Source organism: Clostridium sp. DFI.1.208, from assembly GCF_024463855.1.
Lineage (GTDB): Bacteria > Bacillota_I > Bacilli_A > Erysipelotrichales > Erysipelotrichaceae > Clostridium_AQ.
The window spans coordinates 53,746-78,392 of the sequence record NZ_JANGCA010000004.1 but is presented as its reverse complement, the minus strand read 5'-3'; the positions used below and the strand labels follow the sequence as shown (position 1 = coordinate 78,392).

Annotated in this window: 19 protein-coding genes and 2 tRNA genes; 1 reads left to right on the top strand and 20 read right to left on the bottom strand. The window is 42.3% G+C overall.

Annotation, left to right across the window (positions count from 1 at the left end; genetic code table 11):
* Positions 1 to 862: 862 nt before the first annotated feature.
* The 5 genes from NE665_RS03345 to NE665_RS03325 form a co-directional block, all read right to left on the bottom strand.
* Positions 863 to 938 (bottom strand) — tRNA-Thr (locus tag NE665_RS03345).
* A 331-nt stretch (positions 939 to 1,269) separates the two neighbouring features.
* Positions 1,270 to 2,517 carry an HD domain-containing phosphohydrolase gene (locus tag NE665_RS03340; protein WP_117443516.1) on the bottom strand — a complete coding sequence of 416 codons (1,248 nt, stop codon included), beginning with the start codon at positions 2,515 to 2,517 and terminating at the stop codon, positions 1,270 to 1,272.
* 106 nt (positions 2,518 to 2,623) lie between these two features.
* Positions 2,624 to 4,816 (bottom strand): hypothetical protein, encoded by a 2,193-nt coding sequence (locus NE665_RS03335; protein ID WP_118654567.1) that lies wholly within the window; start codon positions 4,814 to 4,816, stop codon positions 2,624 to 2,626.
* 12 nt (positions 4,817 to 4,828) lie between these two features.
* Positions 4,829 to 6,901, bottom strand: a complete 2,073-nt coding sequence (locus NE665_RS03330) for an efflux RND transporter permease subunit (RefSeq protein WP_117443514.1) — start codon at positions 6,899 to 6,901, stop codon at positions 4,829 to 4,831.
* 21 nt (positions 6,902 to 6,922) lie between these two features.
* On the bottom strand, positions 6,923 to 7,519 hold the full coding sequence (locus NE665_RS03325; RefSeq protein WP_117443513.1) for a TetR/AcrR family transcriptional regulator: 597 nt from the start codon (positions 7,517 to 7,519) through the stop codon (positions 6,923 to 6,925).
* Positions 7,520 to 8,310: 791 nt separating this feature from the next.
* Here NE665_RS03325 and NE665_RS03320 point away from each other — a divergent pair.
* A tRNA-Val gene (locus tag NE665_RS03320) sits at positions 8,311 to 8,386 on the top strand.
* 445 nt (positions 8,387 to 8,831) lie between these two features.
* Here the strand turns inward: NE665_RS03320 and NE665_RS03315 are convergent.
* From NE665_RS03315 to NE665_RS03245, 15 genes are all read right to left on the bottom strand, one after another.
* Positions 8,832 to 12,293, bottom strand: coding sequence for an InlB B-repeat-containing protein (locus NE665_RS03315; protein WP_233104555.1), 3,462 nt, complete (start codon positions 12,291 to 12,293; stop codon positions 8,832 to 8,834).
* A 361-nt stretch (positions 12,294 to 12,654) separates the two neighbouring features.
* Positions 12,655 to 13,461 carry an HAD-IIA family hydrolase gene (locus NE665_RS03310; protein ID WP_117443510.1) on the bottom strand — a complete coding sequence of 269 codons (807 nt, stop codon included), beginning with the start codon at positions 13,459 to 13,461 and terminating at the stop codon, positions 12,655 to 12,657.
* A 28-nt stretch (positions 13,462 to 13,489) separates the two neighbouring features.
* Positions 13,490 to 14,185 carry an L-ribulose-5-phosphate 4-epimerase gene (locus NE665_RS03305; RefSeq protein WP_117443509.1) on the bottom strand — a complete coding sequence of 232 codons (696 nt, stop codon included), beginning with the start codon at positions 14,183 to 14,185 and terminating at the stop codon, positions 13,490 to 13,492.
* A gap of 8 nt (positions 14,186 to 14,193) precedes the next feature.
* Positions 14,194 to 15,483, bottom strand: coding sequence for a sn-glycerol-1-phosphate dehydrogenase (locus NE665_RS03300; protein ID WP_117443508.1), 1,290 nt, complete (start codon positions 15,481 to 15,483; stop codon positions 14,194 to 14,196).
* A gap of 3 nt (positions 15,484 to 15,486) precedes the next feature.
* Positions 15,487 to 16,902, bottom strand: coding sequence for a PTS transporter subunit IIC (locus NE665_RS03295; protein ID WP_117443507.1), 1,416 nt, complete (start codon positions 16,900 to 16,902; stop codon positions 15,487 to 15,489).
* Positions 16,903 to 16,952: 50 nt separating this feature from the next.
* Positions 16,953 to 17,255: a PTS sugar transporter subunit IIB gene (locus NE665_RS03290; protein WP_002607967.1), complete on the bottom strand. Its 303-nt coding sequence runs from the start codon at positions 17,253 to 17,255 to the stop codon at positions 16,953 to 16,955.
* Complete coding sequence (locus tag NE665_RS03285; protein WP_117443506.1) at positions 17,252 to 17,734, bottom strand: PTS sugar transporter subunit IIA; 483 nt, start codon at positions 17,732 to 17,734, stop codon at positions 17,252 to 17,254. Before NE665_RS03285 ends, NE665_RS03290 begins: the two co-directional genes overlap by 4 nt.
* Positions 17,735 to 17,974: 240 nt before the next feature.
* Positions 17,975 to 18,667, bottom strand: a complete 693-nt coding sequence (locus tag NE665_RS03280; protein ID WP_117443505.1) for a response regulator — start codon at positions 18,665 to 18,667, stop codon at positions 17,975 to 17,977.
* Positions 18,668 to 18,975: 308 nt separating this feature from the next.
* Entirely contained in the window at positions 18,976 to 19,203 is a 228-nt protein-coding gene (locus NE665_RS03275; protein WP_147324017.1) for a hypothetical protein, read from the bottom strand.
* 336 nt (positions 19,204 to 19,539) lie between these two features.
* Positions 19,540 to 20,139, bottom strand: a complete 600-nt coding sequence (locus NE665_RS03270) for a hypothetical protein (RefSeq protein WP_147324016.1) — start codon at positions 20,137 to 20,139, stop codon at positions 19,540 to 19,542.
* Positions 20,140 to 20,295: 156 nt separating this feature from the next.
* Positions 20,296 to 20,868: a zinc-dependent metalloprotease family protein gene (locus NE665_RS03265; RefSeq protein WP_117443502.1), complete on the bottom strand. Its 573-nt coding sequence runs from the start codon at positions 20,866 to 20,868 to the stop codon at positions 20,296 to 20,298.
* A gap of 154 nt (positions 20,869 to 21,022) precedes the next feature.
* Entirely contained in the window at positions 21,023 to 22,321 is a 1,299-nt protein-coding gene (locus NE665_RS03260) for a GHKL domain-containing protein (protein ID WP_117443501.1), read from the bottom strand.
* Between the two features lie 40 nt (positions 22,322 to 22,361).
* Positions 22,362 to 22,934 (bottom strand): hypothetical protein, encoded by a 573-nt coding sequence (locus NE665_RS03255; protein WP_117443500.1) that lies wholly within the window; start codon positions 22,932 to 22,934, stop codon positions 22,362 to 22,364.
* 175 nt (positions 22,935 to 23,109) lie between these two features.
* Positions 23,110 to 23,814: a LytTR family DNA-binding domain-containing protein gene (locus NE665_RS03250; protein ID WP_117443499.1), complete on the bottom strand. Its 705-nt coding sequence runs from the start codon at positions 23,812 to 23,814 to the stop codon at positions 23,110 to 23,112.
* 62 nt (positions 23,815 to 23,876) lie between these two features.
* On the bottom strand, positions 23,877 to 24,578 hold the full coding sequence (locus NE665_RS03245) for a LytTR family DNA-binding domain-containing protein (RefSeq protein ID WP_117443498.1): 702 nt from the start codon (positions 24,576 to 24,578) through the stop codon (positions 23,877 to 23,879).
* Positions 24,579 to 24,647: the final 69 nt, after the last annotated feature.

Below are 24,647 nucleotides of genomic sequence, written 5' to 3'. Positions count from 1 at the left end.
GTGGGAGCTTCTTGTTCGATAAAACAACGTCCTAAGCATAAGCAAGCTATCCCCGCTCGTCCAGCGGTTCTTTGTAATTCTTATTTCCTCCTCCATAATTTGTAATGTCACATATAAGAGATAGTATAAATACAAGGTGATGTAAACACTTTGTCGCCTGTTAAGAGGTATAGTTTCGTTCATTCTGCATAAAAATATGAGCATGCCCTATACTAAACATGAAGTCAGTAAGACTTCACCTCCCTTCTCCTCTTCCTTAAAGAAGCCGGTACAAATTACGTGCCGGCCTTGTTTATTTTCTTGCTCTATACGATTAACGCAATCTTCAGGATGCTTTCATTTTCTAATTCAATACAATAGCTGAATATGTTATCTTATGTATGTGAGATAGAAAACATAATAAGTGATTTATCCGGTACTAAACAATCCATATTAAATTGTATCAACACACTCTATATCAGCTACTACTGAGACCTCTACATTCTTTTTAAGCTCTTTATTTCTATAATTCACACTCTTATCCGTAAATACAAAATGATTCAAAAAGTACCTAAAATAAAGGATTTTCACGTATTTCGACGAATCGAACCCCGCCTCTACGTGTATGGGCTAATGAATTATACTTTTTGGCCATGCTTATCACCTTTCCTTTTCTAAACGTAGCTTGAACACCACCATTATAATTGGAAAGGTGATTCAACTGTAAAACTTTTTTTGCTCAGCCGCATAGCGGGTGGCTTTTATTTCGTATGCTTTGTATACTTCAACTTACTTAAGTCCTTCTGGACTCTGCGGAACTTTGCGTAGTTCGCTGTATCATTAAAAAAATCACAGAACGCAACCTGTGATTTTGTTATTTACATGGTGCCGACAACTGGATTTGAACCAGCAGCCTATCCATTACGAGTGGATTGCTCTACCGTTGGAGCTATGTCGGCATTTTCAAAGAGGACTATGTCCTCTCACTTTATATTTTGTCATTAGAATTTATTCGCATCCGTGTACATCACTTAATGTATCAACCTACGCGTTACGAGTGCGTTGCTCTACCATTGAGCCACTCCGGCAGAATAAGGAAATAGCTTTCACATGAAATTGTTTCCCTGAGACCGCGATTATTATATCATCTTTTCTTCCCTATGTACAGAATCAAAAAGAAATTTTTATAAGATTATTTGCTTAATTCCTGCATTTCTTCCCGGCATAGCCATATGCAGCAGCTCTGCGTGGCTGTAATTATTGAACTATGCAGTCACATTCATGTACTGCTTACCTGCCAAGCTGTGCTACCCTATGCTCATAATCACGTCGTATTTCCTGATACATTGCGATTACCGGTGTACAATCGCGCTTCACCGTCTGCAGGATGTGAGGAAGATTGTCACAGGCAATCTGTACTATTCTATCATCCAGATACTGCCCCTCAGCCATTTCCTGTAAAATTTCTTTGATTTTCTCCCAATCATATGCTTCCTTATAGCTGCGCTTTCCTATGAGAGCACTGATGATATCCGCTATTGCTACAATGCGTTCGGATGTCGTTAAAGCTTCCGCCTTCAATCCCAGAGGATATCCTTTACCGTTCAGCTTTTCATGATGACGGACAGCGATATGCTCAATTTCCTCATCGACTACACCATGCAGAATTTTCATGGAATATGTTACATGCGACTGCATAACTGCCATGTCATGCGGACTGAGTCTGCCGGGAAAGTCAAGGATCGTTACCGGTATAGCGACCTTACCGATATCATGCAGCAAGGCTCCGTAATACACCTTTTCCATTTCTTCTTGATGAAAATCACATAGCGCCGCAAGCGTTGTGGAGACACTTGTCGTTGTGATGGTATGTGCTACCATATATTCACTGCGGAAATCTATCGCATAGCTGAGCATATGCAAATATGCTTTTCCTTCTGATTCCGTAAACGGTATTTCATCAAAGACCGCTACCTTCACCTCCTGATGCCGCACATAAAGCTGATCCAGCATGTGACACTGTGCGTCTGCGGAAAGAAACAGGTCAATCGCTTCCTTACTGAAATAATCCTCCTCAAACTGGCGAAGAAAGGCCTCCACATCCCGAAGCGGCAACTCGAGCTGATAGACATCCAAACGATCACAAAGACTGAGAAGCTGTGACACCAGAAGATAGGGTATATTGTGATTTTTGAGCTTTCTGTAATATATATGGTGATATAAAATAATATCCGCATACGGGCGCAGCGGGGACAGATTTCTCAAAAAAAGATAGCCGTATACAGAATGCTGGTAGATATCCCAGGTTTCAAATTGAATCAGCTGCTCGATTTCCTCCGTCTTATAAGCTCCGATATCATGAAGAAAACAGGTCATGACAATATCGCGCAATTCTTTTCCTTTAAAGAGGCCTGCATGGCGTAGTGTCTGTTCCATCAAAAAAGCAACACGATAGCCGTGATCCACCAGCCGCGCATCCAATGCATTTAATGTATTTCGTATAATCGGTATCACGTGTTTGTGTTCTATGACCTTCATGTGTCCTCCTGTGCATGCAACTGTTACCATTATACTGTACACGTCTGGTTTCTACAATAAGTTTCCGTGTGAAAAAAAGAGGCAGCGTTTCTCTGCCCCTCTGCAATTAAAACATCTTTGAGAAGAAATTTGAAATCTTATCAAAGAAATCATCCTCTGCTTCTTCTTTTGTTTTCTTTGTTTCCTGTGTATCTGTCTTTTTTTCCTTCTGCAGCTCTTCCGTTTTATAAATATATTTGACCTTGCTTTCACTGTTTTTCGGTGCACCGCTGAAGGTGTGCTCCTGCTCAGCTTCCTTTACAATTTCATCCTTAATAGCAAGAAGCTGTGTAACATCATCCAGTGACAGGGTAACCTGCTTCTGCATTTCATCAATACCGGTTGTTTTGAATTTGCTCATACCAGCATGTAATTCCCCTGTTTTATCCTTTAACAGGGTTGATGCAGCATAGAGCTGCTGCGCACCGTTACCGATTGTCGCAGAACCGCTTTGCAGCGTGCCTGCTCCCTGATCAACACGCTGTAGACCGGATACCAGAGCCTGACTTCCCTTATAAAGCTCGCTGCTGCCACCAACTGCCGTTGTCATGCTGGAGTCCAGTGTGGAGATTCCTTTTTTCAATTCTAAGAGTGTGGATGATTTTTCGCTGAGCTGCTGCGTACCCTGCGCCAGCTGCTGTGCTCCCTGAGATGCAGTATTCAGACTTGACTGCAATTTGCTTAAAGCATTAAGAGAGGATGACATATCAGCAAGTGTTGCTTTCATACTGCTTGCCATTTCTTTATATGCAGGCAGTTGTTTCACTAAGTCGTTTACTTCTTTTGTCAGTGCAGCTGCTACATTAGAAGCATTATGTCCCTCTCCATCTAAATCTCCATACAATGCATTATTGACGCTAGCGGTCTCTGCACTTAATTTCTTTGCCAGTGTACAGCTTTCTGTTGTATCACCACCTGCGCATAATTTCGATTGTAATGCATCTGCATCGCTGGACATAGCACTACTTGCCGCTTGTATATTTGAATTATTCAAAATATTATCTAAAGACTGCATTGCTGAATTTAATGCGGTTGCCTTATCAGATAAGGCGATGATTTCATCGGGCAAACTGCTAACAGACGTCAGCAGCTGACTTAACTGCTTGATATCCAGTGAAGCATTCAGCTCATTGCTTCCATCCTGCAAGCCCTTTGCCAATGCCTGCATATTCGTATTGATTTCATCAACACCGCTTACCAGTGTACCCAAACCATCTGTTGCTTTATTCAGCTTGGCAGTTCCCTCCTTCGCCTGATTCATACCGGTATTCAAATCCTTCAATCCGCTGTACAGCTTGGAAGATCCGCTCACCAGCTCCTGCGTACCATTCTTTAATGCAGATACACCGTTCGTCAGTGTCGGCACACCATTTACCAGCTCCTGCATCTTGCCATTGAAGGTCGCTGTTCCCTGTGAAAGCTGTGATGTACCATCCAAAAGCTGTGCACTTGCATTGGTCAGCTCATCCAGCCCGTTTGTCAGATCATCCATGGAATTGATATTCTTCAGCTTATCCACAGGCACCTCCGGTGTCATTGCAAACATGATCGGTCCAAGCTCAAACTCCTTCGCATCACAGGTAATTGTGAATTCATCCTGTATATGCAAATCCCTTGCGACCTCCATGCCGGAGCTTTCCAGTGTATCCTGCAAGCCCGGAACACTGACGAAGGCAACCATGGTGTTATTCCCTTCAGAAAGTATCTTGCCGTTTTCACACTTCACATTTGAGAAATGATCGGTAGAAAGATCAAGAACACCTGCTCCCATATAAAATGGATGAATGCGTGTCTGTCTGCCATTCACATTCACTGTTTTACTCTGCGTATTTTTTAGTGAAATATGAATTTCCAGCTTACCGCTTTTTCCAATCAAATCCTTTCCGCTGATGTCCTTTCCATCCAGCTTATAGCTCACCTTTACCTGTACTGGCAGGGTCTTGGTGCTTGTTCCTTCATAATAAACATCATTGGAAGCTGAATTCCAGGTATAGGTCTTTCCGGAAACCTCCGGCTTTTCATCACTTTTCACATTCTTAACATTGTTAAGATCCAGCACTTCCTTTATATCGCGAATACCGTTATCATTGTGCAGCCAGCTGCTGACAATTTCCTGATCTACACTGCCATCACTGTTCAGCATCGCATATACCGTTTCATCCTTTACGGTTTCATCATCCTTTGCATACAGCACCATACCGGAATTTACCAGCATCATACTCAATGCTGCACAGGTTACTGCTTTCACATTTTTCTTCATATAATACCCTCCTTATTTCAGGTCAGCCTTCGGCCAGCCCTTTGTTGTTTTCTCAATCAGCTTATGGAATATAATCAGCATGGCAGGCAGTACCAGCAGAATAGAAAGCATGGAAATCACTGCTCCGCGGGAAATCAGTGTACACAGACTCTTGATCAAATCCATTTTGGAAATAAAGGATACACCGATACATGCTGCGAAAAAGGACAATCCAGATGTGATGATGCTTGGCGCAGACTTTGCTGCTGCTTCCTTTGCGGCTTCTATGACACTGCTTCCGTTGCTGAGCTCTTCCTTATAGCGTGTGGTCATCAGGATTGCATAGTCCACCGTTGCTCCCAGCTGAATCGTACCAATGACAATGCTGGCGATAAATGGAAGCGTTGACCCGGTGAAAAACGGAATCCCCATATTGATACAGATTGCAAATTCAATGGAGGCAACCAGGATAACAGGAAGTGCCAGTGAGCGAAAGGTGATTGCAATAATCAGAAAAATCGCGGCAACGGATAATATATTCACCATCTTAAAATCTATATCCGTCGTAGTAATCAAATCGCGGGTCAGGGAGCCTTCCCCGGCAATCACTGCCTGCTTATCATATTTATGCAGTATCGCATCAATCTTATTCAGCTGTTCATCCTCTTCATCCGTCGCAGAACGATAGGTGCTGTTGACAAGAATCATCTTCCTGCCACCATTTTGCAGGATGCTTTTTACTGCTGTTGGCTCCAGCTCACCCGGAATTCCTCCACCAATCAGACTCTCATAGGAAACCACAGAATAAACTCCCGGAAGCTTTTCCACAGAATCACAGATATCCTTAATTTCATAGTTCTCCAGCTGATCATCCACCAGCAGGAAATGTGTGGTTGTCATATGAAACTGGTCCTTCAGCTTATTTGTGCCGATGACACTTGGAAAGTCCTCAGGCATTGTCGCATTTAAATCGTAATAGACATTGGTATGTGCCTGTGCATAGATCATCGGAATAAAGATAATAACAAAGACAATCAATATGGTTTTATAATGCTTTGTAAGAAAGCCCGGAAGCTTTTTCGGTTCCTTCAGGATGATAGCATGCTTCCACTTCTCAATATATTTATCAAACAGCATCAGCAGGGCAGGCAGGATGATAATGGTGGACAATACCCCGAAGATAACACCCTTTGCCATTACGATACCGATATCCTTTCCCAGGGTCAGCTGCATCGCACACAATGCCAGAAAACCTGCGACCGTTGTTATCGAGGAGCTTGTAATGGAGGTGAAGGTTGCCTGAATTGCATTGGACATCGCCTCATCACGATCACTGCTTTTCTTTTTTTCCTCCTGATAGCGGTGCAGCAGGAAGATAGAATAATCCATGGTGACACCCAGCTGCAGTACAAGTGCCAGTGCCTTCGTAATATAGGATATCTGTCCTAGAAAGACATTGGTTCCAAAGTTGTAAACAATCGGGAAAACGATTCCCAGAACGAAGACGAACGGTGCCACGGTGGACTCCAGCCCCATAAACAATACGATCATACACAGGATGATTGCAGTTACGGCATACAGCGGAGTTTCCTCATTCATCAAATCCTTGGTATCCTCTGTGATGGCAGAAAAGCCGCCCAGATAGCATTCACGATCGGCATAGCCCTTAATGGTTTTAATGGCATCCATTGTACGCTGGGATGAGGTTTCCTCCTGAAATGTGATAACCATCAGTGTTCCCTTATTCGAATACAGCATCTCACGTACATCCTTTGGCAGAATCTCCTTGGGAATGCTGATATCCAAAACATCATCCCGCCACAGGACATCCTTAACGCCGTCAATGGCCTTGATTTCCTTTTTTAATTCCGATACGTTCTTATCCGGCATATTCTCAACAACCAGCATACCGGTGCTTGCCAAATTGAAGTCATCACTCAGTGACTTCTGTCCGATCATGGACTCGGCATCCTGCGGCAGATAGCTCAACAGGTCATAATTTACTTTCGTACGTGCATACCCGATGACACTGGGTATCAGCAGCAGTACGGCAACGAGCAGAATCAGATTTCTTTTCTTTACAATAAAATCAGAAAGCTTCTTCATACATTTCATCTCCAATCTTGTTTATGATCGTTCGATCATTTTGCGAATCGTGGTAAACAGCATCGGCTTCAGCTGTTCAATATCATCCGGCTGATGCAGAACGATTGCGGTATAGCACAGGGTAGAAACAAGCTCTAGAATCATAAACAGCAGCTGATAGGCCTCACTACGGGTATAACCGAGTGTTACCAGAAAGTCACAGTAGCTGTTCATATGCGAAGCCACCTCATAATTTTCATCCTCTTTCAGCTTTCCGCCAACCAGACTCCAGGACAGATTTTTCTGGATAAGCTTGATAACCTCCGGATGCTTGCAGAAGTAGGCGATGACATGGTCAATCAGGAAAATCAGTTCATCGATTTTATCATCAATTTTCTGCTGTTTGGCTTCATTCAGCGCCTCATTGATAATCGAGGAGCTTTCCTTGACAATCAGATGATTGATCAGCTGTACCTTGTCGTGAAAATAAAGATAGAATGTCCCCTTTGCGACTCTCGCTTTCTGGGCAATCTGATCGATGGATATCTGATGCACCTCATTGCAGGAAAACAATTCAAGTGCTGCTTCTTCAATCCGCTTCTTTTTCTCACTCTTGTTTATTAGTACCTTGTTCTTCATAGGCTTCTCTCCCGTTTCCACTGAATGACGATTCGTCATTTTTCTAACCGATGAAAAGGATATTGCAAAAATGACGATTCGTCAATAATTTATATGCTGCTAATAAACAGGTTCTCTATACAATTTCCAGCATTTGTCTAAATGGCATCGATTTTACATATTTATAAGTCCCTTTCCTTCCTGTACTTACTGCTTTATAAAATAGTACAGACACGATGCTGCTTCAGCATCAACTGAGCAATATCAAAAGACTGAAAGGAAATTCAGCAGGGATGTATAATAGATTCAAAATCAGTAATTGACCATGTTAATTGAAAAATAGAAGAAATCTTACAGTATGTGTAGATTATTTAGGAATTTCACCCCTTTCATACGTATAGAAAGGGTAAGCAGCCCTTATAGAATGGAGGACATGAAGATGTCAAGTACAACGAATCAGCTCAACTACAGCAACGACTCTTTTCATCATGCTGCAATCGTATAAAGGGAAGTCAGACTATAGCAAATCAATAGCCATGATATTTCCTATATCTTATGCAGCCTACAGGATTTACGTGGAGAATCTGAATCAAACATGTTACGATACACAGCCCTTTGAAACATAGAGAAGTATCAGCATATAAGAGAAAATGAAAATATAGAACCTGTTACATGAGCTCCATATTCTAATAGTTCATAGGTAAATCACATAGTTTAGCTGTGAATCGTAATCAAACATAGTATAAATTGGTGATTTTACAAAAAAGTAATTGCATTTTAAAAATATCTATGGTATCATAAATAACGTTGATGGAGGCTTAGCTCAGTTGGGAGAGCGTCTGCCTTACAAGCAGAGGGTCGGGGGTTCGAGTCCCTCAGCCTCCACCATGAATAAACGTGAAACGGACTCTAACCTTATAAACAAGGCAGAGCCGTTTTTTTATAATATCAGCCTGCGTGCGACTCGCGCATACCCTTTCCGATGGCGCATCCTTTTCTTCATTCACGATACGAATGACGCACACATAGATAGGATGACTGCAATGGTTGCATACATGCAGAAATTGTACCGGCAGACACACAAGCTGTTCTCTGAGATTATGCAGGCTATCTGAAGCAAACGAAAGCAAGCTGCATGTTTTTCCAACACATCAGTCATGAAAAAGGGAATCCGAATTCCTATTGTTGAACACAATAGCTTTGGATTCCCTGTTTTTCTAATGCTCTTCATCGCTTACAAATCTCTGTTTTGTCCCTTGGTTTTTTTCTTCAGGAAAGGGCAGAAACAAAACGATTCATCCTGCGATGCTGTGCATGCTTTTGCGATACTCATCTATTTTTTCCATCCGGCATAAAAGGTTTTATTTCCCGTAGTTCCCTTTTTGATAGCTGTTACCTTCTTTTTACAAGCAGCATCCGTATACCAGCCTGTGAATCGATAGCCTTTTCTGCTTGGGTTTTTTAGCTTCACAGAGGATGTGATCGAGTATTTGGCAGGATTGGATTTCGTATTCTTCCCGCCATTCAGCTTATACGTGATGCGGTAGCTGTTTTTGCTCCATTTCGCATACAGTGTTTTGTTTCCGGTTGTTCCTTTTTTAATTGTCTTGACCCGAGTCCGATAGCGGCTGTCGCTGTACCAGCCCTTAAAGGAATAGCCCTTACGGCTTGGGTTCTTCAAGGAAATGGAGGAAGTTACAGAATAGGTGGATGGATTGGACTTTGTATTTTTACCACCGTTCAGCTTATAGGTGATCCGGTAGGAAGTGGCACTCCACTTCGCATACAGTGTCAGATTTCCGGTTCTTTTCCTGATGCTGGTTACCTTGTTCTTATATTTACTGTCACTGTACCAGCCCTTGAAGGAATACCCCTTACGGCTTGGATTTTTCAAGGAAATGGAGGAAGTCACAGAATAGGTGGATGGATTGGCCTTCGTATTTTTCCCACCGTTCAGCTTATACGTAATGCGATAGGTGTTCTTGCTCCACTTCGCATACAGCTTCTTGTTTCCCTTGGTTCCTTTTTTATAGGACGTTACTCTCGTCTTATATTTGCTGTCGGAATACCAGCCCTTAAAGCTGTATCCGCTGCGGGTAGGATTGTACAGCTTGACTGCCTGATTGTAATACACGCTGACATTGGATTTATGATTGCTTCCGCCATTGAGCACATAGCTGATACCATAGCCGCTGAAAATTCTGCTTGCTGCTTTTACCTTGCTGCCATCCTTTGCCTGTGCAGTGATCGTTGCTGTCCCAAAGCCCTTCGCATAAACCTTTCCGCTGCTGCTGACCGTAAGGATATTCTTGTTGCTGGATGTCCAGGTAAGACCTTTGTTCGATGCATCCGATGGGGATACAGATGCAGACAGCTGCAGATAGCTGCCCTTGGTCATATTCGCGGATGTCTTATTCATTTTCAATGCGCTGACCGGGTTGGTGACCGTCACAAGAACCATATCACCGCCGTTATAATACGATGAGTTCAGCGTGATGGATATTACGCCTTCCCTAAGTGCTGTTATGACTCCCTTTTGATTCACAGAAGCGATCTTCGGATCGACGCTTTCCCACTTGAAAGCGACATCTACGCCTGTAGGACTGTAGGCTGTATAGTTAAGCTGATAGGACTGCCCTCTTTTCAAATTCAACGATGATTCCTGAATATTCACCTCCACCGGAGGAACATTTACATTGATTTCACAAAAGCGCTCAATATGCTCATTGTCTTCCGATGTAGCATAAATATAGGCAAATCCTGATTTCAAAGCCTTATAATGACCAGTTTGATCCACGCTCACCACACTGGTATTCGTACTGCGCCACTTCACCTTCTTGTTGGTCGCATCTTCCGGATACACCGTTGCATTTAACTGACCTGTTTGAGTAACATATACATCCTTATATGTGCTATCTAATTGTACATAGTCCACAGCAATTTTCACCGTAATTTTACACTCTGCACGCAAGCCGTTCTTCATAACAGCTGAAATCACTGCAGTTCCATTCTTCAAAGCGGTAACCCTGCCTTTTTCATCCACAGAGGCGACTGCAGGATTGTCTGATTTCCATGACACGGATTTGTCTGTTGCATTGGTAGGTTGTATATTCTCCTGTAATTGAACGGATTCCTTCGGACGCAGAACCACATTGTTCTGATCCAGTTTCAAAGAGGAAACCGGAATATCCTTCACGGTCACTACAAAGGAGGTCTTTGCGCCATGATAGGTCACCGCAATCGTATGCTTTCCAGCTGTCAGGGCGATAACCTCCACCTTGTATGCCGTGGTTTCCCTCTTATAGCCATCCGCATATACAGCCTCTATGCGCATTCCCTTCAACGATAGTTTCTCCCCGGTTATATACTCCAGCTTATCGGGGGGCGTAAGCATATGCAGTGATACAGGAGTTTCCCGTTCTACTGCAATCTTATTTTCAGCCGGCATCCCAAACGGGAGCTTCCATGTGATATTTACGGTATCCATTTCTCCAATGTTCACAATACCAGCATCAAAACGCCCTCGATAATCGGTTTGCACATCTTTTCCTTCCACCGCAATCGTGATATTCGGCAGGGATACCCCCTTAAACGCCACATCCCCGTTACGGGAAGCAGTGAGCGTCTGATCAATGCGAACCGGAACCATCGCTACCGGCCGGTTGGTTGCCTGTACACTGTGAATACTATTTGTTCCTGACCACATAAATGTACCCTGTGTGTTGTTATATCCTGTCGTACTCATTCTGCAGAACACCGTTCCATCAACCTTGATATTTGTGGAACGCAATACGCCCAGTACATAGATATTCCCTGTCACATGCACATTTTTCATTGTAAGGAAAGCATTTTCTCCGATATACAAATCCCCATCGTAAACATGATCATTTACAGTTTTCGAATCCGTCATATAAAATACATTACTCAGCCCCTGGGCAGCATCCGGATCAGGCACTACCTGAAATCCCTGTGCAGACATATCCAAATAGCGTATATTCTCATAGGAAGATGAACCGGAGAGCCGATTGATATAGTTCACAAAATTCATTTTGAAATCCCATAGAGCTACTGAATAAATGGTCCAGTTTCCTTCCTCCAGATCGCTGTCTGTAGGAATCGTCAATTCATATACCTTTTGATCCTGCGAATATTTCGCGTCTTTCTTCAACTCCTTACCGCTGGGAGAAAGCAGGGTGATTGAAATACTTTCGATTCCACTCATATCATCACTTGCATCAACCTGATATTTAATTGCTGAACCCGGATAGACTTCTTTTGTCAAAGCGGAAATTCCGTGCAGCTCCGGTCTTGTAACATCGGCGCCTGTTGAATCCGTAACTGTTACATCCAGAGGGGAAAAGTCATATGCATATACCGCATAGCTTGGCAGGTCAACGGTATTATATACCAAAATTCTGTCTCCATTTTCCAGACCCGCATCGATACGATCAACCCTCCATATGCCGTCTTCTTCATCCTCAGACGTTTGAAATATGCCTGTGTATCGTCCGTTTCCGTCATATTTCATAGTTACCCCTTTTTCCTTTTTTGTAATCGGGGCGCTCAGATGTATTGTTATTCTGGAGCTCATCGGCTTTTCACTTTGTACATCTATTGTGTACGTAACAGCCTCTTTGGCTTTCACCGTGTTGGACGATACGCCGATATTCGTTATCTCAAAAGGCAGGGCTTCTGTTTGCGCAGCATCCTCCTGTGCCTTCATGCTCTGCGGCATACAGGACACTGCCAAAGCCAGGGCTAGTGCCAGCTTTCGCCATTTCATTTTCTTTTTCATATAATCCCTCGTTTCACCATCTACCATCAGTATACTCTAACCTTGGATAAATAGAAACATCTTCTGATGAACTTTTTCTTCTTAAAAGCAAATGCGGTTTTGTTCACTGAGGAAGCGCAGATCAATAGATGGGGTAATAGCGGGCACTCCTTATTTATGAGATCATTGTCATACAATAAATTTGACTTCTTTACTGTTTTCTTTGCTGTTTTTATGCAAGACAGATTGGTGCATAGAAATTGAATGTGTACCGGTATGTATCGGAAGAATACAAAAGAATCCCCTGTCTGTACAAGAGGATTCCTTCATTGTTTTATGGAATGCATTCCTTTGATCGAAAGCCATATGACGCATAGGTTTCCTACAGGAGCTTTGCCAGCTCTCCGATATCTTCAATTACGATATCCGGCTTTACCTCGCTCTTTTCGATATCCGCTTCCTTCGTTTCTCCGCTCATTACCAGAATGCTGGTAACCGCACTGTGATCCGCAACGGCGATATCCGTATACAGACGATCCCCGATAATCGCAATCTGCTCAGCCGCAAGAGTGGTTTCCCCGATGATGTACTCCAGTGTTTTCGGACTCGGCTTTCCGAAGAATTCCGGATAGCGGCCGGTACTTGCTTCAATCAGTCTTGCCATGCTTCCGCAGTCTGGTATAAAGGTATCGTTTTCCATGGGACAGTTGAGATCGGGATTGACGCCGTAATAGGCGGCTCCCTCCCGGATGAAGTGACAGGCCTTTGACAGCTTATCGTAGGTCAGCGTCGTATCAAAGCCCAGAACCACGATATCCGGATGCTCCTCATCCAGCTGCCAGCCATGACGCTGAAACTCCGCTTGCAGAGCCGGTGTCCCTACCACATACACACGTTTTCCTGCATGATGCTCCTTCAGCCAGCGCAGGATGACATGTGTGGAGATCATCATTTGCTGCTGCTCGATATCAATGCCCATGGTGTGCAGCTTATCGATATACGTCTTAACATCCTTAGAGGAGTTGTTTGTAAAGAAATAATATGCTCTCCCGCTTTGTTTTACCATATCCAGAAAGCTGCGGGTATAGGGGAACAATGCATTCCCTAAATAAATCGTTCCATCCATATCCAGAATGAATGCCCGTATGGGCTTCATCGCTTCCCGAATTTGTTCCTTATTTCGTATCATAATATCCATCCTTACAATCTTTCAAAGCCTATTGCCCATAATAGGCGTTCGGTCCGTGCTTTCGTTTGAAATGCTTATCCAGCAATACCTGCTGCATCGGCTGTACCGCATTGTCCTGCAGCAGAATACTGACGAATGCCATTGCAGCACATTCCTCCATCACAACTGCATTATGCACTGCTTCAAAGGGGTCTTCTCCCCATGCGAAAGGTCCATGGCTGTGTACGAGCACGCCCGGCATTGTATCTGGATTCAAATTTCCCTTTGTGAAGGTTTCTACAATCACATGTCCTGTTTCCAGTTCATATTCTCCTTGAATTTCCGCTTCACGCATAAGCCTGGTGCATGGAATATCTCCATAGAAGTAATCCGCCTGCGTAGTCCCTAATGCAGGGATTGCTCGTCCTGCCTGCGCAAAGGCGGTTGCCCAGCGAGAGTGTGTATGCACCGCTCCGCCGATCTTGGGAAAGCTCTTATAAAATGCAAGATGTGTCATCAGATCACTGCTTGGCTTCAGCTTTCCTTCCACCACGTTTCCATCCAGATCACACAGCACGATATCCTGTGCTGTCATATGATCGTATTCCACACCGCTCGGCTTGATAGCGATGATGCCCTGTTCCCGGTCAATGCCGGATACATTACCCCAGGTAAAGGTGATCAGTCCGTGTTTGGGAAGCAAGAGATTTGCCTCCAAAACACGCTGCTTTAATTCTTCCAGCATGATGATCCCTACCCTTCTGTGATTTCATCATAGAAATCGTAGAATTTTAATAATCGCATGAAGGTCAGCCGCTGACGGACATACGGACTCAGACGCTGTGTTGTTGTTTTCAATGCCTCAGCAAGCGTCAGCTCCTGCATCGTCGTCAGACCGTGTACCTTTTTCATCCAGCCGATCATGGTTTCCGCATCCGGCAGCTCCGCCAGAATCGCCAGAATGTCAGCTTCCTTCTCCTTCAGCATGTCCCCTGTGATATTCGCCAGCAGATTGGGTGTGTTTTCCTTCAGAATCTCCTCCTGCAGGACAGGATTGGTGATATTGGCTTTGATGAATTCCGTTTCCAGCTCCATGTGAGCCTTCACCTGATAGTCTTTTGCACGCAGCTTCTGTTCTGCTTTCTTGTAAACTGCCGTGGCCAGACAGAGTCCCACGCCGACCTTTTCTCCGTGATAGAAATCAATCGGTTCATTGATTGCGGACATCTCCCACAAGTGTGACATATGATGCTCCGCTCCGGATGCCGGACGGGAGTTTCCTATCATCTGCATGGCAATTCCACTCAATAACAGACCATACATCAGGTTTTCATAGGCGCTCACATCCTGATTGCGGATACCGTCTAGATTCTCACAAAGCTCCTTCAATACCTTATATTCCATATCAACAACCGTATCGCAGATGTATTCACCGGTTAGTGCATGCGCGATTCTCCAGTCACACAGTGCCGTGAATTTTCCCAGCAGATCAGCGACGCCACTCGCCGTCAGACGAAGTGGTGCCTTTGAAAAGATTACACTGTCCGCCAGCACAAAGCACGGGGATACCGCCGTAAAGCTTTTCTTAAAGCCGTGCCATGTCATGGCGGCAACGGTGGATACATAGCCGTCTACACTGGCAGCGGTAGGTATACTCAGAAATGGAAGCTTTTTCTCATAAGCATGATAACGGGTAATGTCATGAATCGTTCCCGAGCCTGCCGCAATCAGGAAGTCAATTCCCGCATAGTTGTCCAGCTGCTTCTGTGCAGCCTCCACGCCATGTTCATCCGCATGCAGATTTTCAGGATTTAGCCGGATGGTAATGATACCGGGAAGAAGCTCCTCCACAAGCTTTCCGGCTGCCGCATACGTATTGTCATCGCACAGCATGGCAATTGTTTTGTATTCGCTGTAATATTCCTTCATGATGTGAGGAAGGCGCTGTATGGCACCCTTCTCAATAATCATATCATCCACAACAATTTCATGTGTTCTCCCGCAGGCACACGGCTTACGGAATTCCTGTACATCAATCTTCATAGCCTAAGCCTCCGCCTCTGCATTTTTCATTGCCTGTGTTTCCAGATATTCCTCTACGGTTTTCTGTTTCATGCGATATCCTGCATAGCAGACCACATATGCCACGACGGCGACGCCGATCCACAGCGGGCTTCCACTCAGGAAGGCGAGGAAGATCAGCCCCATCAGCGGTTTTCCCAGAATATTGAAGCTGGTAATCATGGCAGCACCTGCCGGAATCGCATAGCCTGCGCCCTTAGCAACCTCGGTGAACAGCGGTGCTGTATACGTACACATCAGTAAGCCGACACTGAACCAGATGGCACCCGTTACGATGACCTTTGCCATGTTTCCGTTGAATACGGCAACAAGTCCCTCTACCATATAAGGAATTGCGACCAGATCGACAACCGGCAGTGTCTGATTGCCAGGCAGGAAGAATGCGATCAGCACCATAACCGGCATCAGCAGCAATCCACATGTCAGCGTTGCAGGCTCTCCATAGCCGACAGCATCATTGACAGCGATATACCACTCCCGATCTCCGGTATTTCCCATGAACTTACGGGCACCCTCGGTGATCGGCGCAAATGCCTGTGCAAAGAAGCCTGTGATTTTCGGGAAAATAGCCATAACCGCAGCCGTAGCAACAGCTGCTGTCAGCACAGAGCCCCAGCCTGCCATAGAGCCAAGATTGGAAAGATTTCCAAGGATACCGATAATACCGCCCAATACAAATCCAATGGTCATCGGTTCCCCCATGAATCCGATTTTCTGCTGGATTGTCTGCGGATTCAGCTTCAGCTTGTTGAAGCCGATTGCATTCAGAATCGGGTCAAAGACGATGGCGAAAATACCCGGTTCAATGTTATGCATAGCGATGATGGTACAGTTTGGATACTGATAATACGTTGACCAGCGTTTGGCCAGCATATCGGAAATCAACAGAGAATACAGGTTCAGCAGCACCATGCAGGCGATGCCCAGTGCAAAGTTGTCTGTCGCAAAGATAACCATGGCTCCCCATACCATATAGGAATAGTTATTCCATAAATCAGAGGGCTGAAAGCACTTTGTCCATTTGATCAGAAACAGCACTGTCTGTAATACGATACCGAGTCCCAGATAGATCATACCGGCACTTGTCGAGAACGCTACCAGACTGGTTGCCTGCCAGCCGACATCGAATACATTCAGATTAACACCGGTGATGTTGACCATGGCATCCGCCATATTCTTTACCAGCGGGGTGATAATCGGTGTAAATGCGCCTACCATCAAAGAAATCCCCTCCAGAGATACTCCGGCATATAAGGCGGAAAGGAAGGCCTTCTGCGGCTTGACACGGAAGAACAATGCGATGATTCCGATGATGATTGGTACGATAATCGCAGCCCCAAAGTTGTCAATCATCGATTTCAAGAATTCTAATATAACCATACGTTTATCTCTCCTTTATAATTTATGCTGCGTACTGTGAAGTCGAATGCCTATTTCCCTATTGACTGCAGTGCCTTGAGGAAGTCCTCGAAGAACTTGTCTTCTCCCATTCCTGTGATGCAGGCAAAGGCATTGACACAGGGAATCCCATAATCGCCCTTAGGAAGCGGGGATGTGTGTGCGATAATATCGAAGCGTTTTGACTGCGCCAGATTTAAAGCCTCGGTCGGTTTTGCCTCGGTGGCACTTACCTGATAGCCGTGCTCGGACAAGCGGTCCTTCAGCTTTGCGGCCACCATGCTGCTGGTGACAGTTCCCGAACCACAGATTGATAGAATGTTTACTGATTTCATAAGTTTTCTCCTCCTATTTCTATTTCCTTCTGTTTTACTATATCTATGACCTCGTCGGCACTGGATGCCTGATAAATCTTCTCCAGCACGGCGCTGTCCTGTATGATACGCAGAATCTGCTGCAGCTTCTTGATGTGGTATTTGGGATCCTCAATCGCCAGCATGAAGACAACCTTCACCTCTACCTGTGTATCATCACTGCCCATTTGAATGAACGTTACCGGATGCTTCAGTGTCATGATTCCTTCGGTTTCATGCAGTACATAGCCGGCATCCGTATGCGGTATAGCGACACCGAATCCGTTGATATCCAATCCGGTTGGAAACTGTGCCTCTCTTTGTTTCAGAGCCTCAACATAATCGCTTCGGCTGTAGCCCTCGTTTATGAAGCAGGTGCCCAGCTGATCAAAGATATCATTGGCATGCTCTGCTTCCGCCTGTAGGTGAATCAGTTTTTTATCTAAGTCTTCCCAAATCATTTCCATACTCCTTTTTGTCGGTCATGAGGGATGCTTCCCCTTCATGTATCCCGTTGTTTCTATCCACCTACAGTGTAATGCAAAAAGCGCTTTCATAAAAGAGTAAAAGACTGCGCAAAGGATTGCAGAGTTTTGAACAGTGGAATTCTTTGCAAAACAGACATACGCATATTGTACTATAAGAAAAAGACCCTATATGGTCGTACAGAGTCTTCTATGAAAATAAGTGACAGCCAGGTATCACATGACACGGTTATAATATTTCTGGTATTTTTCTTTGAATTTCTTCCGCTTCAGCAGACTGACACGAATCGATTCCTCCTTCAGCTGCAGCGTATGCCCCGCTTCATAGTAATAGCCGCAGGATGGATTGATGAGCAGACCGTTTTTCGGGCAGACAAAATAATCATCGTATATGCGCTGAAAATCCTGAAATCGCATGGAACAGGTATAGCGTGTATTCCCCATATCCAGACAGAGCTGCTTTTTTACAATGCTCACTCTGTGGATTTTATGAATCGGTACAGCGATGCTTTTTTCCCCTTCTTTGACATGGATGCGTATATTGATGTAGTTCAGGCGACGTTCCAGACGCTGAAGCAGTGGGAAAAGCTCCTGATCCAGTTTGGATTTTGGAAGAAAGGCAAAGGCGGAAAATTGCTGGGTGCGTTCGATTGCGAAATTATCTAGTGAGGACATCAGAATGATAATGGCATCCGGATTTTCCTTATAGATCATATTTCCGATTTCAATACCAGAGTGAACCGGCATCATCAGATCGCTGAGATAGGCATCATAGGTGCCCTTTAGTGCATAGCTTGCGTCATTGGCGATGTCTGCGTGAAAGGCGGGATTTAGGGCTTCAATTTTCTTTTTGATTTCCTTTGCCTGTTCTCTTTTGTCATCAATAATCAGTATTGTATAGTGCTGCATAAGTACCTCCCTGTAGTATGGCGTGTTGCCTTGTTTCCTGCTTCCATGTATATGGTGAAGCACACAGGATAGTGGAGAGCTTCCTTTATGGATTCATTCAGGTGCCGGTTTTTATCCTTCGTGCGTTATATATACAATAGCATAATTTGAAAAGATGAAAAGGCTTTTGGGACAAGCGGTATGCCACAGGTATCATTCGGTCATTTTAAGGTGTAAAAAGCTATCTGAATCATTGTTTCCATATCGTACAGGAAAAGAAAAAACAGGAGAACTTATTCCCATTCTTCCTGCTTTTGAGGCTTGTCCTACTAATATCCGTAGTTCTCCATTTTCCAGCTGCTTTCTTGCTTACTGCGTGTCAGATGAAATGTCCAGTAATAGGTTTCCTGTATGCCCATATCCCGGAATTTAGTTTCAAATTCCACATATACATCAGCTGAAGTCTTTTCTTCTTTCAATAGCTCAACATCCTTAATTGTTAAGGAGGTCATTGGAGAATGTACCTCGCATAGCATTTTTGATTGATCACTTGTCATGTCACATACTCTTTCATAATTTTCCTCATGCCATGTGTTAAGATAATCCAGAACAAAGGATACAGGCTTATCAGGATAAGGCAGTTCTTTTCTATTTTCAATGTATATAGCAATATGCTTTCCTAAGGTCATAGCCATAGGGTATAAAAGAAAGCCTATAGCTATGCACAGAATATATTTCATGATTTGTTTCTTTACAAGTGGTCTTGATTTACCCATATCCTAATGTACCTATTTATTGGGTGATCGTCATAATTGCTCAATACCCTTTATCGTTTACCAACTATACTTGTATTGAAATTTTACTGTTATCTTTACGCAAATGGATTCATTCCTTTACCGAATTTGGGATAAAACATTGTCTAAGGATTCAAATTCCTGTGTTTCATAATTCTTTAACATAATTTCGTCCTTTTTGAAGCTGCGCTGACGAATCGTTCTTGTTTGTGGTATCTGCGCTTCTCTTGTACAATTATTCAAACCTAGAATTTCATAACGATCTTCCTCTTCAACATAATTCAGTAGGAGCAGATACGTTTTTCCTTCTTCCAGCATAACATCATTCTCTAAATTCGTATTAACATAAACATCAGCAGGATTCTCTCCGCCATTTTTCTTTCTCAGATAATCGTGTTTTTTTACAGCTTCAGGATCACTTGCCTGCTCGATTTGTGCCTGTGTAAGAATACCTCCCTGCTTCAATGTTTTTAAGGTTTTCCCATTCATATCCTGACCTTTAAAAGTTTGCTGAACGAGAATTGTACTGAAGGTAAAGCCAAGCTCATCCTTTATTCCGCTTGCTAATACGGTTTTAGCTTCATCAATTGAGATTACAGTAGCTAAGACAACTAAATCAGCATCTTCTGACCATTCACCTATTGTTTTATTTATGGTTTCTGCAGTAATGGATGAGGCATCTCCAGCCTTTTTTTTCATATCCTCCGTGATATAGGTAGAGGCTGTATATATTTTTTCTGAAACATTCTGACCCATTTTAGAATCGCTTTCTTTTTCTGTTACTGTACTGCATCCTGTAAGAATCAGGACAGCCAGTATAAAGCAAACCGTTTTTTTCATTCGTTTAGACCTCCATCATTTATATAAGTAATTTATGATATCATTTTCTTGCTTGGCAGGTTTTATTCTGGTTCTGCCGGTATCAGGCCACATCAGCCTCGCCTTTGAGGTTTCTGTATGAGCAAGTCCGAAAGCATGACCCATTTCATGTGCAATTGTTCCCTTATTATCATTTGTAGGTACTGAGGTTTTTAAAATGATCTCAGTATAAAAATAATTTTTTGAAGGTCCCTTTCCTAATGGACTTATCCTGCTTCCAGTACCGCCATAGTAAGCTGTATAACCAAGTACCTTGCCTTTTATAACACTATCCGATGATTTTGCATAGAAATCCATATGTGTCGCATAATTACTTGATACCTCCGTCATATATATTTTATTATCGTATCCAGTGTACATCCAGTTCTGTGCACGTGTACGAATGGATGTTTTATATTTCGATGCTGAACTGGAAACCCAGAAGCATGTGTTTCCTACGCCTCGTGAAAATTTAGCATTGTTTGGAAATCTATTTTCAACAGCTTTGATTCCTACTCCAAACAAGCAAAACAAGACCATAGCTATTATAAAATGATTTAATTTTTTCATCACTATTCCTCCATGAATTACTATCCTAATTAACAAACGTTTGCATAACCATATCATACTTAATTTACCATGAAAGTAAACAGCTATATATGCAAGCGGTCGTTTTAGGTATTGAACGGTCAAAAAAAGTGAATTATCATCCACTTTTCTCAACTTATTCGCATTTTTTCTTAGGAATACTGATTTCTAAAAGAAATGAACCTTGCACTATGACCTTCATATATCCATGGTAGCTTTCCGCTATTGTCTTTATTCTTCCCATTCCGATACCGTGCTGCCCTTTATTTTGTTTTATTGTTAGATAAGTATCTTCTGATTTTTGAAGTCTAACTGTATCACATGCATTTTCAATTAAAATTTTCGTTGCTGTTTTTCCATCCAGGATTTTACAGCTTATAAATTTGTTGTCCACATAATCCTGTGCTTCGATTGCATTATCCAAAGCATTGGATAATAATGAAATCAGATCAAAATCCTGCATTTGCTTTAAGTCGTCCTGTACCTCATAAGTAAACGCTATGCCCTTCGTTCTGCAAACTACCATTTTGGAATTTATGATATAATCCAGGACCTGATTTTTTGTTGTGAGAACCTTGACGGCTTCCACATGTTCACTTAGTTCATGCAGATAGCTTTTGGCTTTCTCAGGATCTGTATCCATCATATATTCCAGTGAATGAAAATGATGCTTTAAATCATGACGCAGCTTTCTATTTTCCTGATTTGCTTTTTTCAATTCCTCCAGCAGTTGTTTCTGCTGTCTTTGATTATCCAGCCGATATTCTGCTTCATCAAGGCTTTGGTTGCGGTTTCCTAGAACCGTAAGATATTTATAAAAAACCATATATATAGTTATCAAAAACAACATCATGTATATACTCAAATAATCAATGGATACTCCGTCCGCAAAATCCATTTCTGGAAGAATTTCTAATATAAAATATACATAAAAGCATGCAATGATCGCAAGTAACGAAAAGATATACCAATCCTTTTTCTTATAATTGGCAGGTTTATGAAGCAGATATCTAAAACCAATATCGGATATGATTAATAATAGTATTTTCAATATTAAGTATGTAGATTCATGATTAAACCAATTTATCCATATTCTGCTTACAGACATACATAAATTTATTCCCAAAACGATTGTATATCCAAAAACACAATAATACAGCATTTTTGCCAATTCTTTTCCTGCTACTGCGATAAGAAATATAATCACTGTTATATATTCAAAAACACCTGGAAGATGTTGAGAAATACCATACTCTGTTTCCATCGGGAACCACGTAAACAAAACAACATCGATAACTAAAATAAAAGCACATAATATTAAAAACATGATTTTTTTTATATTAGATAGCGTAATTTGACATTTCGTAATTCTGTAGATAAACAAATATGTAAAAAATGCGTATATAATCTCATTATAGCCTGTTAAATCATTCATTTTCTATCACCATTTTAATAATAACATATAACTTGGTATTTTAAATGGAGATTGTATGTTTTGTGGTCGCAGTAACCTTTGAATTTGCTATCATTATATGTTTTATAGAATACGTAATCGTCTTCCCATTTTTAGAAATTGCCTTTCCTATGTAGGATATATTATAGCTGAGATTCTTTCGATCTACTATTTTCGGCACAGCCTTTCCATTTGTTATCTTTCCACCGGATACACTATATGTCCCAGTAACACTATAGATGCAGTATCTGTTCTTTTGATAATAGACCTTAAGATTACTCCAAGTCTTGCTTTTAGAAGCAGCTCTTGTCAATACAGGAAGTGGTTCTTCCTGTACACTCTTAACAGTATCCATCAGCATATCCGTTGTATGATAGGAATCCCTGTAAAAGCTTTCCTTATGTTCCAATACAAACGCTGTTACATCATTTCCTTCCACATCCTGAAATATATATGTATCCGGATGCTCATAAAAATCCTGAAACATTTTGATTTCCTCGTTGTAATCCAATGCGGATTCTTCTGCATATACATTTCCTGTCATGCATGTTAGCATTAAAAAGCCTGCAAATAAAACTGTTAATAATTTTTTCATACCCTTTCCATCCTCCTGTTTTTTTCACTTGTGTGAAATTCATAAATACTTACAAATATTTGCAGATACATCATAAACAAAAAAAGTAGTAAATGAAAGAATTCTGGGATGAACGGTATGTCTCAGGTAGGAAACGGTAAAAAAGTGATTACAAATATTAAGTTATCTGTAATCACTAAATTCCTCTGGCATATTGATTGAAGAATTCCTTTCTTTTTCTTCTGCTTACAGGGATATTGCCACATCCTTTTTTTAAATAAATAACTGCCCTGTCATAATCAATATGATCGATGTAAGACAGATTCACCAGCATACCCTTGGAGGGGCATGCAAAGGGAAACGCTCCATATGCTGCTTCAAATTCAACCAATGTCGTTCTGACCTGAAACATTCCGCGTTCTGTTTTAAGAATCACATAATTCTTTTCTGTATAGGCACATATGATATCGTTCACTAAAATACGCACCGGAACAAATGCTTCATTCTTCACCTCTATATAAGTAGTGCGTTTTCGCAATTCTTCAAGTACAGCATCCATTGTTCTCTTTAGAAAGTTCTGATAGTTTTCTTTCACAAGAAATCGGAATGCGCGATATTCGTAACCATCTATACATAGCTCCTGATGTGTTGTTAGAAAAACAATAAGTGCTTCTTCCTGACGATTATGCAGGATCTTTGCGACATCAAATCCACTGATAGCAGGCATTTCTATGTCCAAAATATAAAGATCATACTGCACGGTGAGGATATCCTTCTTAATTTGTTCATCATTCATGATCGTTATGGCAAACAGATCCGGATACAGATTTTGGATATCCTCCTTAACCAGCTGTGCAGAATCAAGATGATCATCCACAATCAAAATGGAATACGGCTTCATTATATCACCTCTTATAGTTACTATAACTATATCAGATTTTCAGGTGATTCTGTACCTTTTCCTCAATATCCTTCGGAATATCTCTGATAGAATTCCATTCGCTTCCTTCTGCTTATTTTTACACAGCCGCCCTGCTTCATATATATCATATTATTTTCATAATCCAAATAACCAATCCACTCCAGATTTACTATATAACCTTTCTGCGGAATTGCAAAGGGAATCATAGGGTATGCAGACATAAGCTCATGTATGCCGCAACGAGCAGTGAACGTACCACCTTCTGTAACCAGTGTCAGCATTCCATGCTCCATGTACGCACAGTGGATTGCATGCACTGCAAGCTGTACCGCTTTCTTTTCGCTGTTATATGCTTCCATATATACATTTCTGCGAGCAAGCTCTTCTTTTAATGCCTGAATTGCGCCGGGAAGCATCTGCATCAATTTATACTTGCTGATAAATCGAAACACTGCATAATCATATCCCCATACGGAATAATCCTCATGGGTTGTCTGAAAGATGATCAGTGCATCTTTATCTCGCTCCTTAATTCTGCTTGCAAGCTGAAATCCGCTGCAGCTGGGCATTTCAATATCAAGGAAATAGGCATCATAGCTTTCCTCATAAATCTGTTGTATCGCCTGTACATCATTCATCACCGCTATATCAAATACACCGGGACTTATACCTTCGATACCACTTCGCAGTTGCTCTGCCGCATTCGCCTGATCATCCACAATCAATAAGGTATATGTTCTCATTTGTCTCTTCCTCCACCTATCATCGTCTTCATCATAAACATAATGATTATAAAAGTAAACAGATTTGGG

Excerpts from the sequence above, each read along its gene's own strand:
- NE665_RS03325 (WP_117443513.1), bottom strand. The coding sequence starts at position 7,519 with ATGAAGAACAAGGTACTAATAAACAAGAGTGAGAAAAAGAAGCGGATT.
- NE665_RS03300 (WP_117443508.1), bottom strand. The coding sequence starts at position 15,483 with ATGAAGATTGATGTACAGGAATTCCGTAAGCCGTGTGCCTGCGGGAGA.
- NE665_RS03340 (WP_117443516.1), bottom strand. The coding sequence starts at position 2,517 with ATGAAGGTCATAGAACACAAACACGTGATACCGATTATACGAAATACA.
- NE665_RS03250 (WP_117443499.1), bottom strand. The coding sequence starts at position 23,814 with ATGAAGCCGTATTCCATTTTGATTGTGGATGATCATCTTGATTCTGCA.
- NE665_RS03315 (WP_233104555.1), bottom strand. The coding sequence starts at position 12,293 with ATGAAAAAGAAAATGAAATGGCGAAAGCTGGCACTAGCCCTGGCTTTG.
- NE665_RS03275 (WP_147324017.1), bottom strand. The coding sequence starts at position 19,203 with ATGACAAGTGATCAATCAAAAATGCTATGCGAGGTACATTCTCCAATG.
- NE665_RS03255 (WP_117443500.1), bottom strand. The coding sequence starts at position 22,934 with ATGAAAAAATTATTAACAGTTTTATTTGCAGGCTTTTTAATGCTAACA.
- NE665_RS03290 (WP_002607967.1), bottom strand. The coding sequence starts at position 17,255 with ATGAAATCAGTAAACATTCTATCAATCTGTGGTTCGGGAACTGTCACC.
- NE665_RS03265 (WP_117443502.1), bottom strand. The coding sequence starts at position 20,868 with ATGAAAAAATTAAATCATTTTATAATAGCTATGGTCTTGTTTTGCTTG.
- NE665_RS03295 (WP_117443507.1), bottom strand. The coding sequence starts at position 16,902 with ATGGTTATATTAGAATTCTTGAAATCGATGATTGACAACTTTGGGGCT.
- NE665_RS03335 (WP_118654567.1), bottom strand. The coding sequence starts at position 4,816 with ATGAAGAAAAATGTGAAAGCAGTAACCTGTGCAGCATTGAGTATGATG.
- NE665_RS03330 (WP_117443514.1), bottom strand. The coding sequence starts at position 6,901 with ATGAAGAAGCTTTCTGATTTTATTGTAAAGAAAAGAAATCTGATTCTG.
- NE665_RS03280 (WP_117443505.1), bottom strand. The coding sequence starts at position 18,667 with ATGCAGCACTATACAATACTGATTATTGATGACAAAAGAGAACAGGCA.
- NE665_RS03310 (WP_117443510.1), bottom strand. The coding sequence starts at position 13,461 with ATGATACGAAATAAGGAACAAATTCGGGAAGCGATGAAGCCCATACGG.
- NE665_RS03260 (WP_117443501.1), bottom strand. The coding sequence starts at position 22,321 with ATGAATGATTTAACAGGCTATAATGAGATTATATACGCATTTTTTACA.
- NE665_RS03285 (WP_117443506.1), bottom strand. The coding sequence starts at position 17,734 with ATGATTTGGGAAGACTTAGATAAAAAACTGATTCACCTACAGGCGGAA.
- NE665_RS03270 (WP_147324016.1), bottom strand. The coding sequence starts at position 20,139 with ATGAAAAAAAAGGCTGGAGATGCCTCATCCATTACTGCAGAAACCATA.
- NE665_RS03245 (WP_117443498.1), bottom strand. The coding sequence starts at position 24,578 with ATGAGAACATATACCTTATTGATTGTGGATGATCAGGCGAATGCGGCA.
- NE665_RS03305 (WP_117443509.1), bottom strand. The coding sequence starts at position 14,185 with ATGCTGGAAGAATTAAAGCAGCGTGTTTTGGAGGCAAATCTCTTGCTT.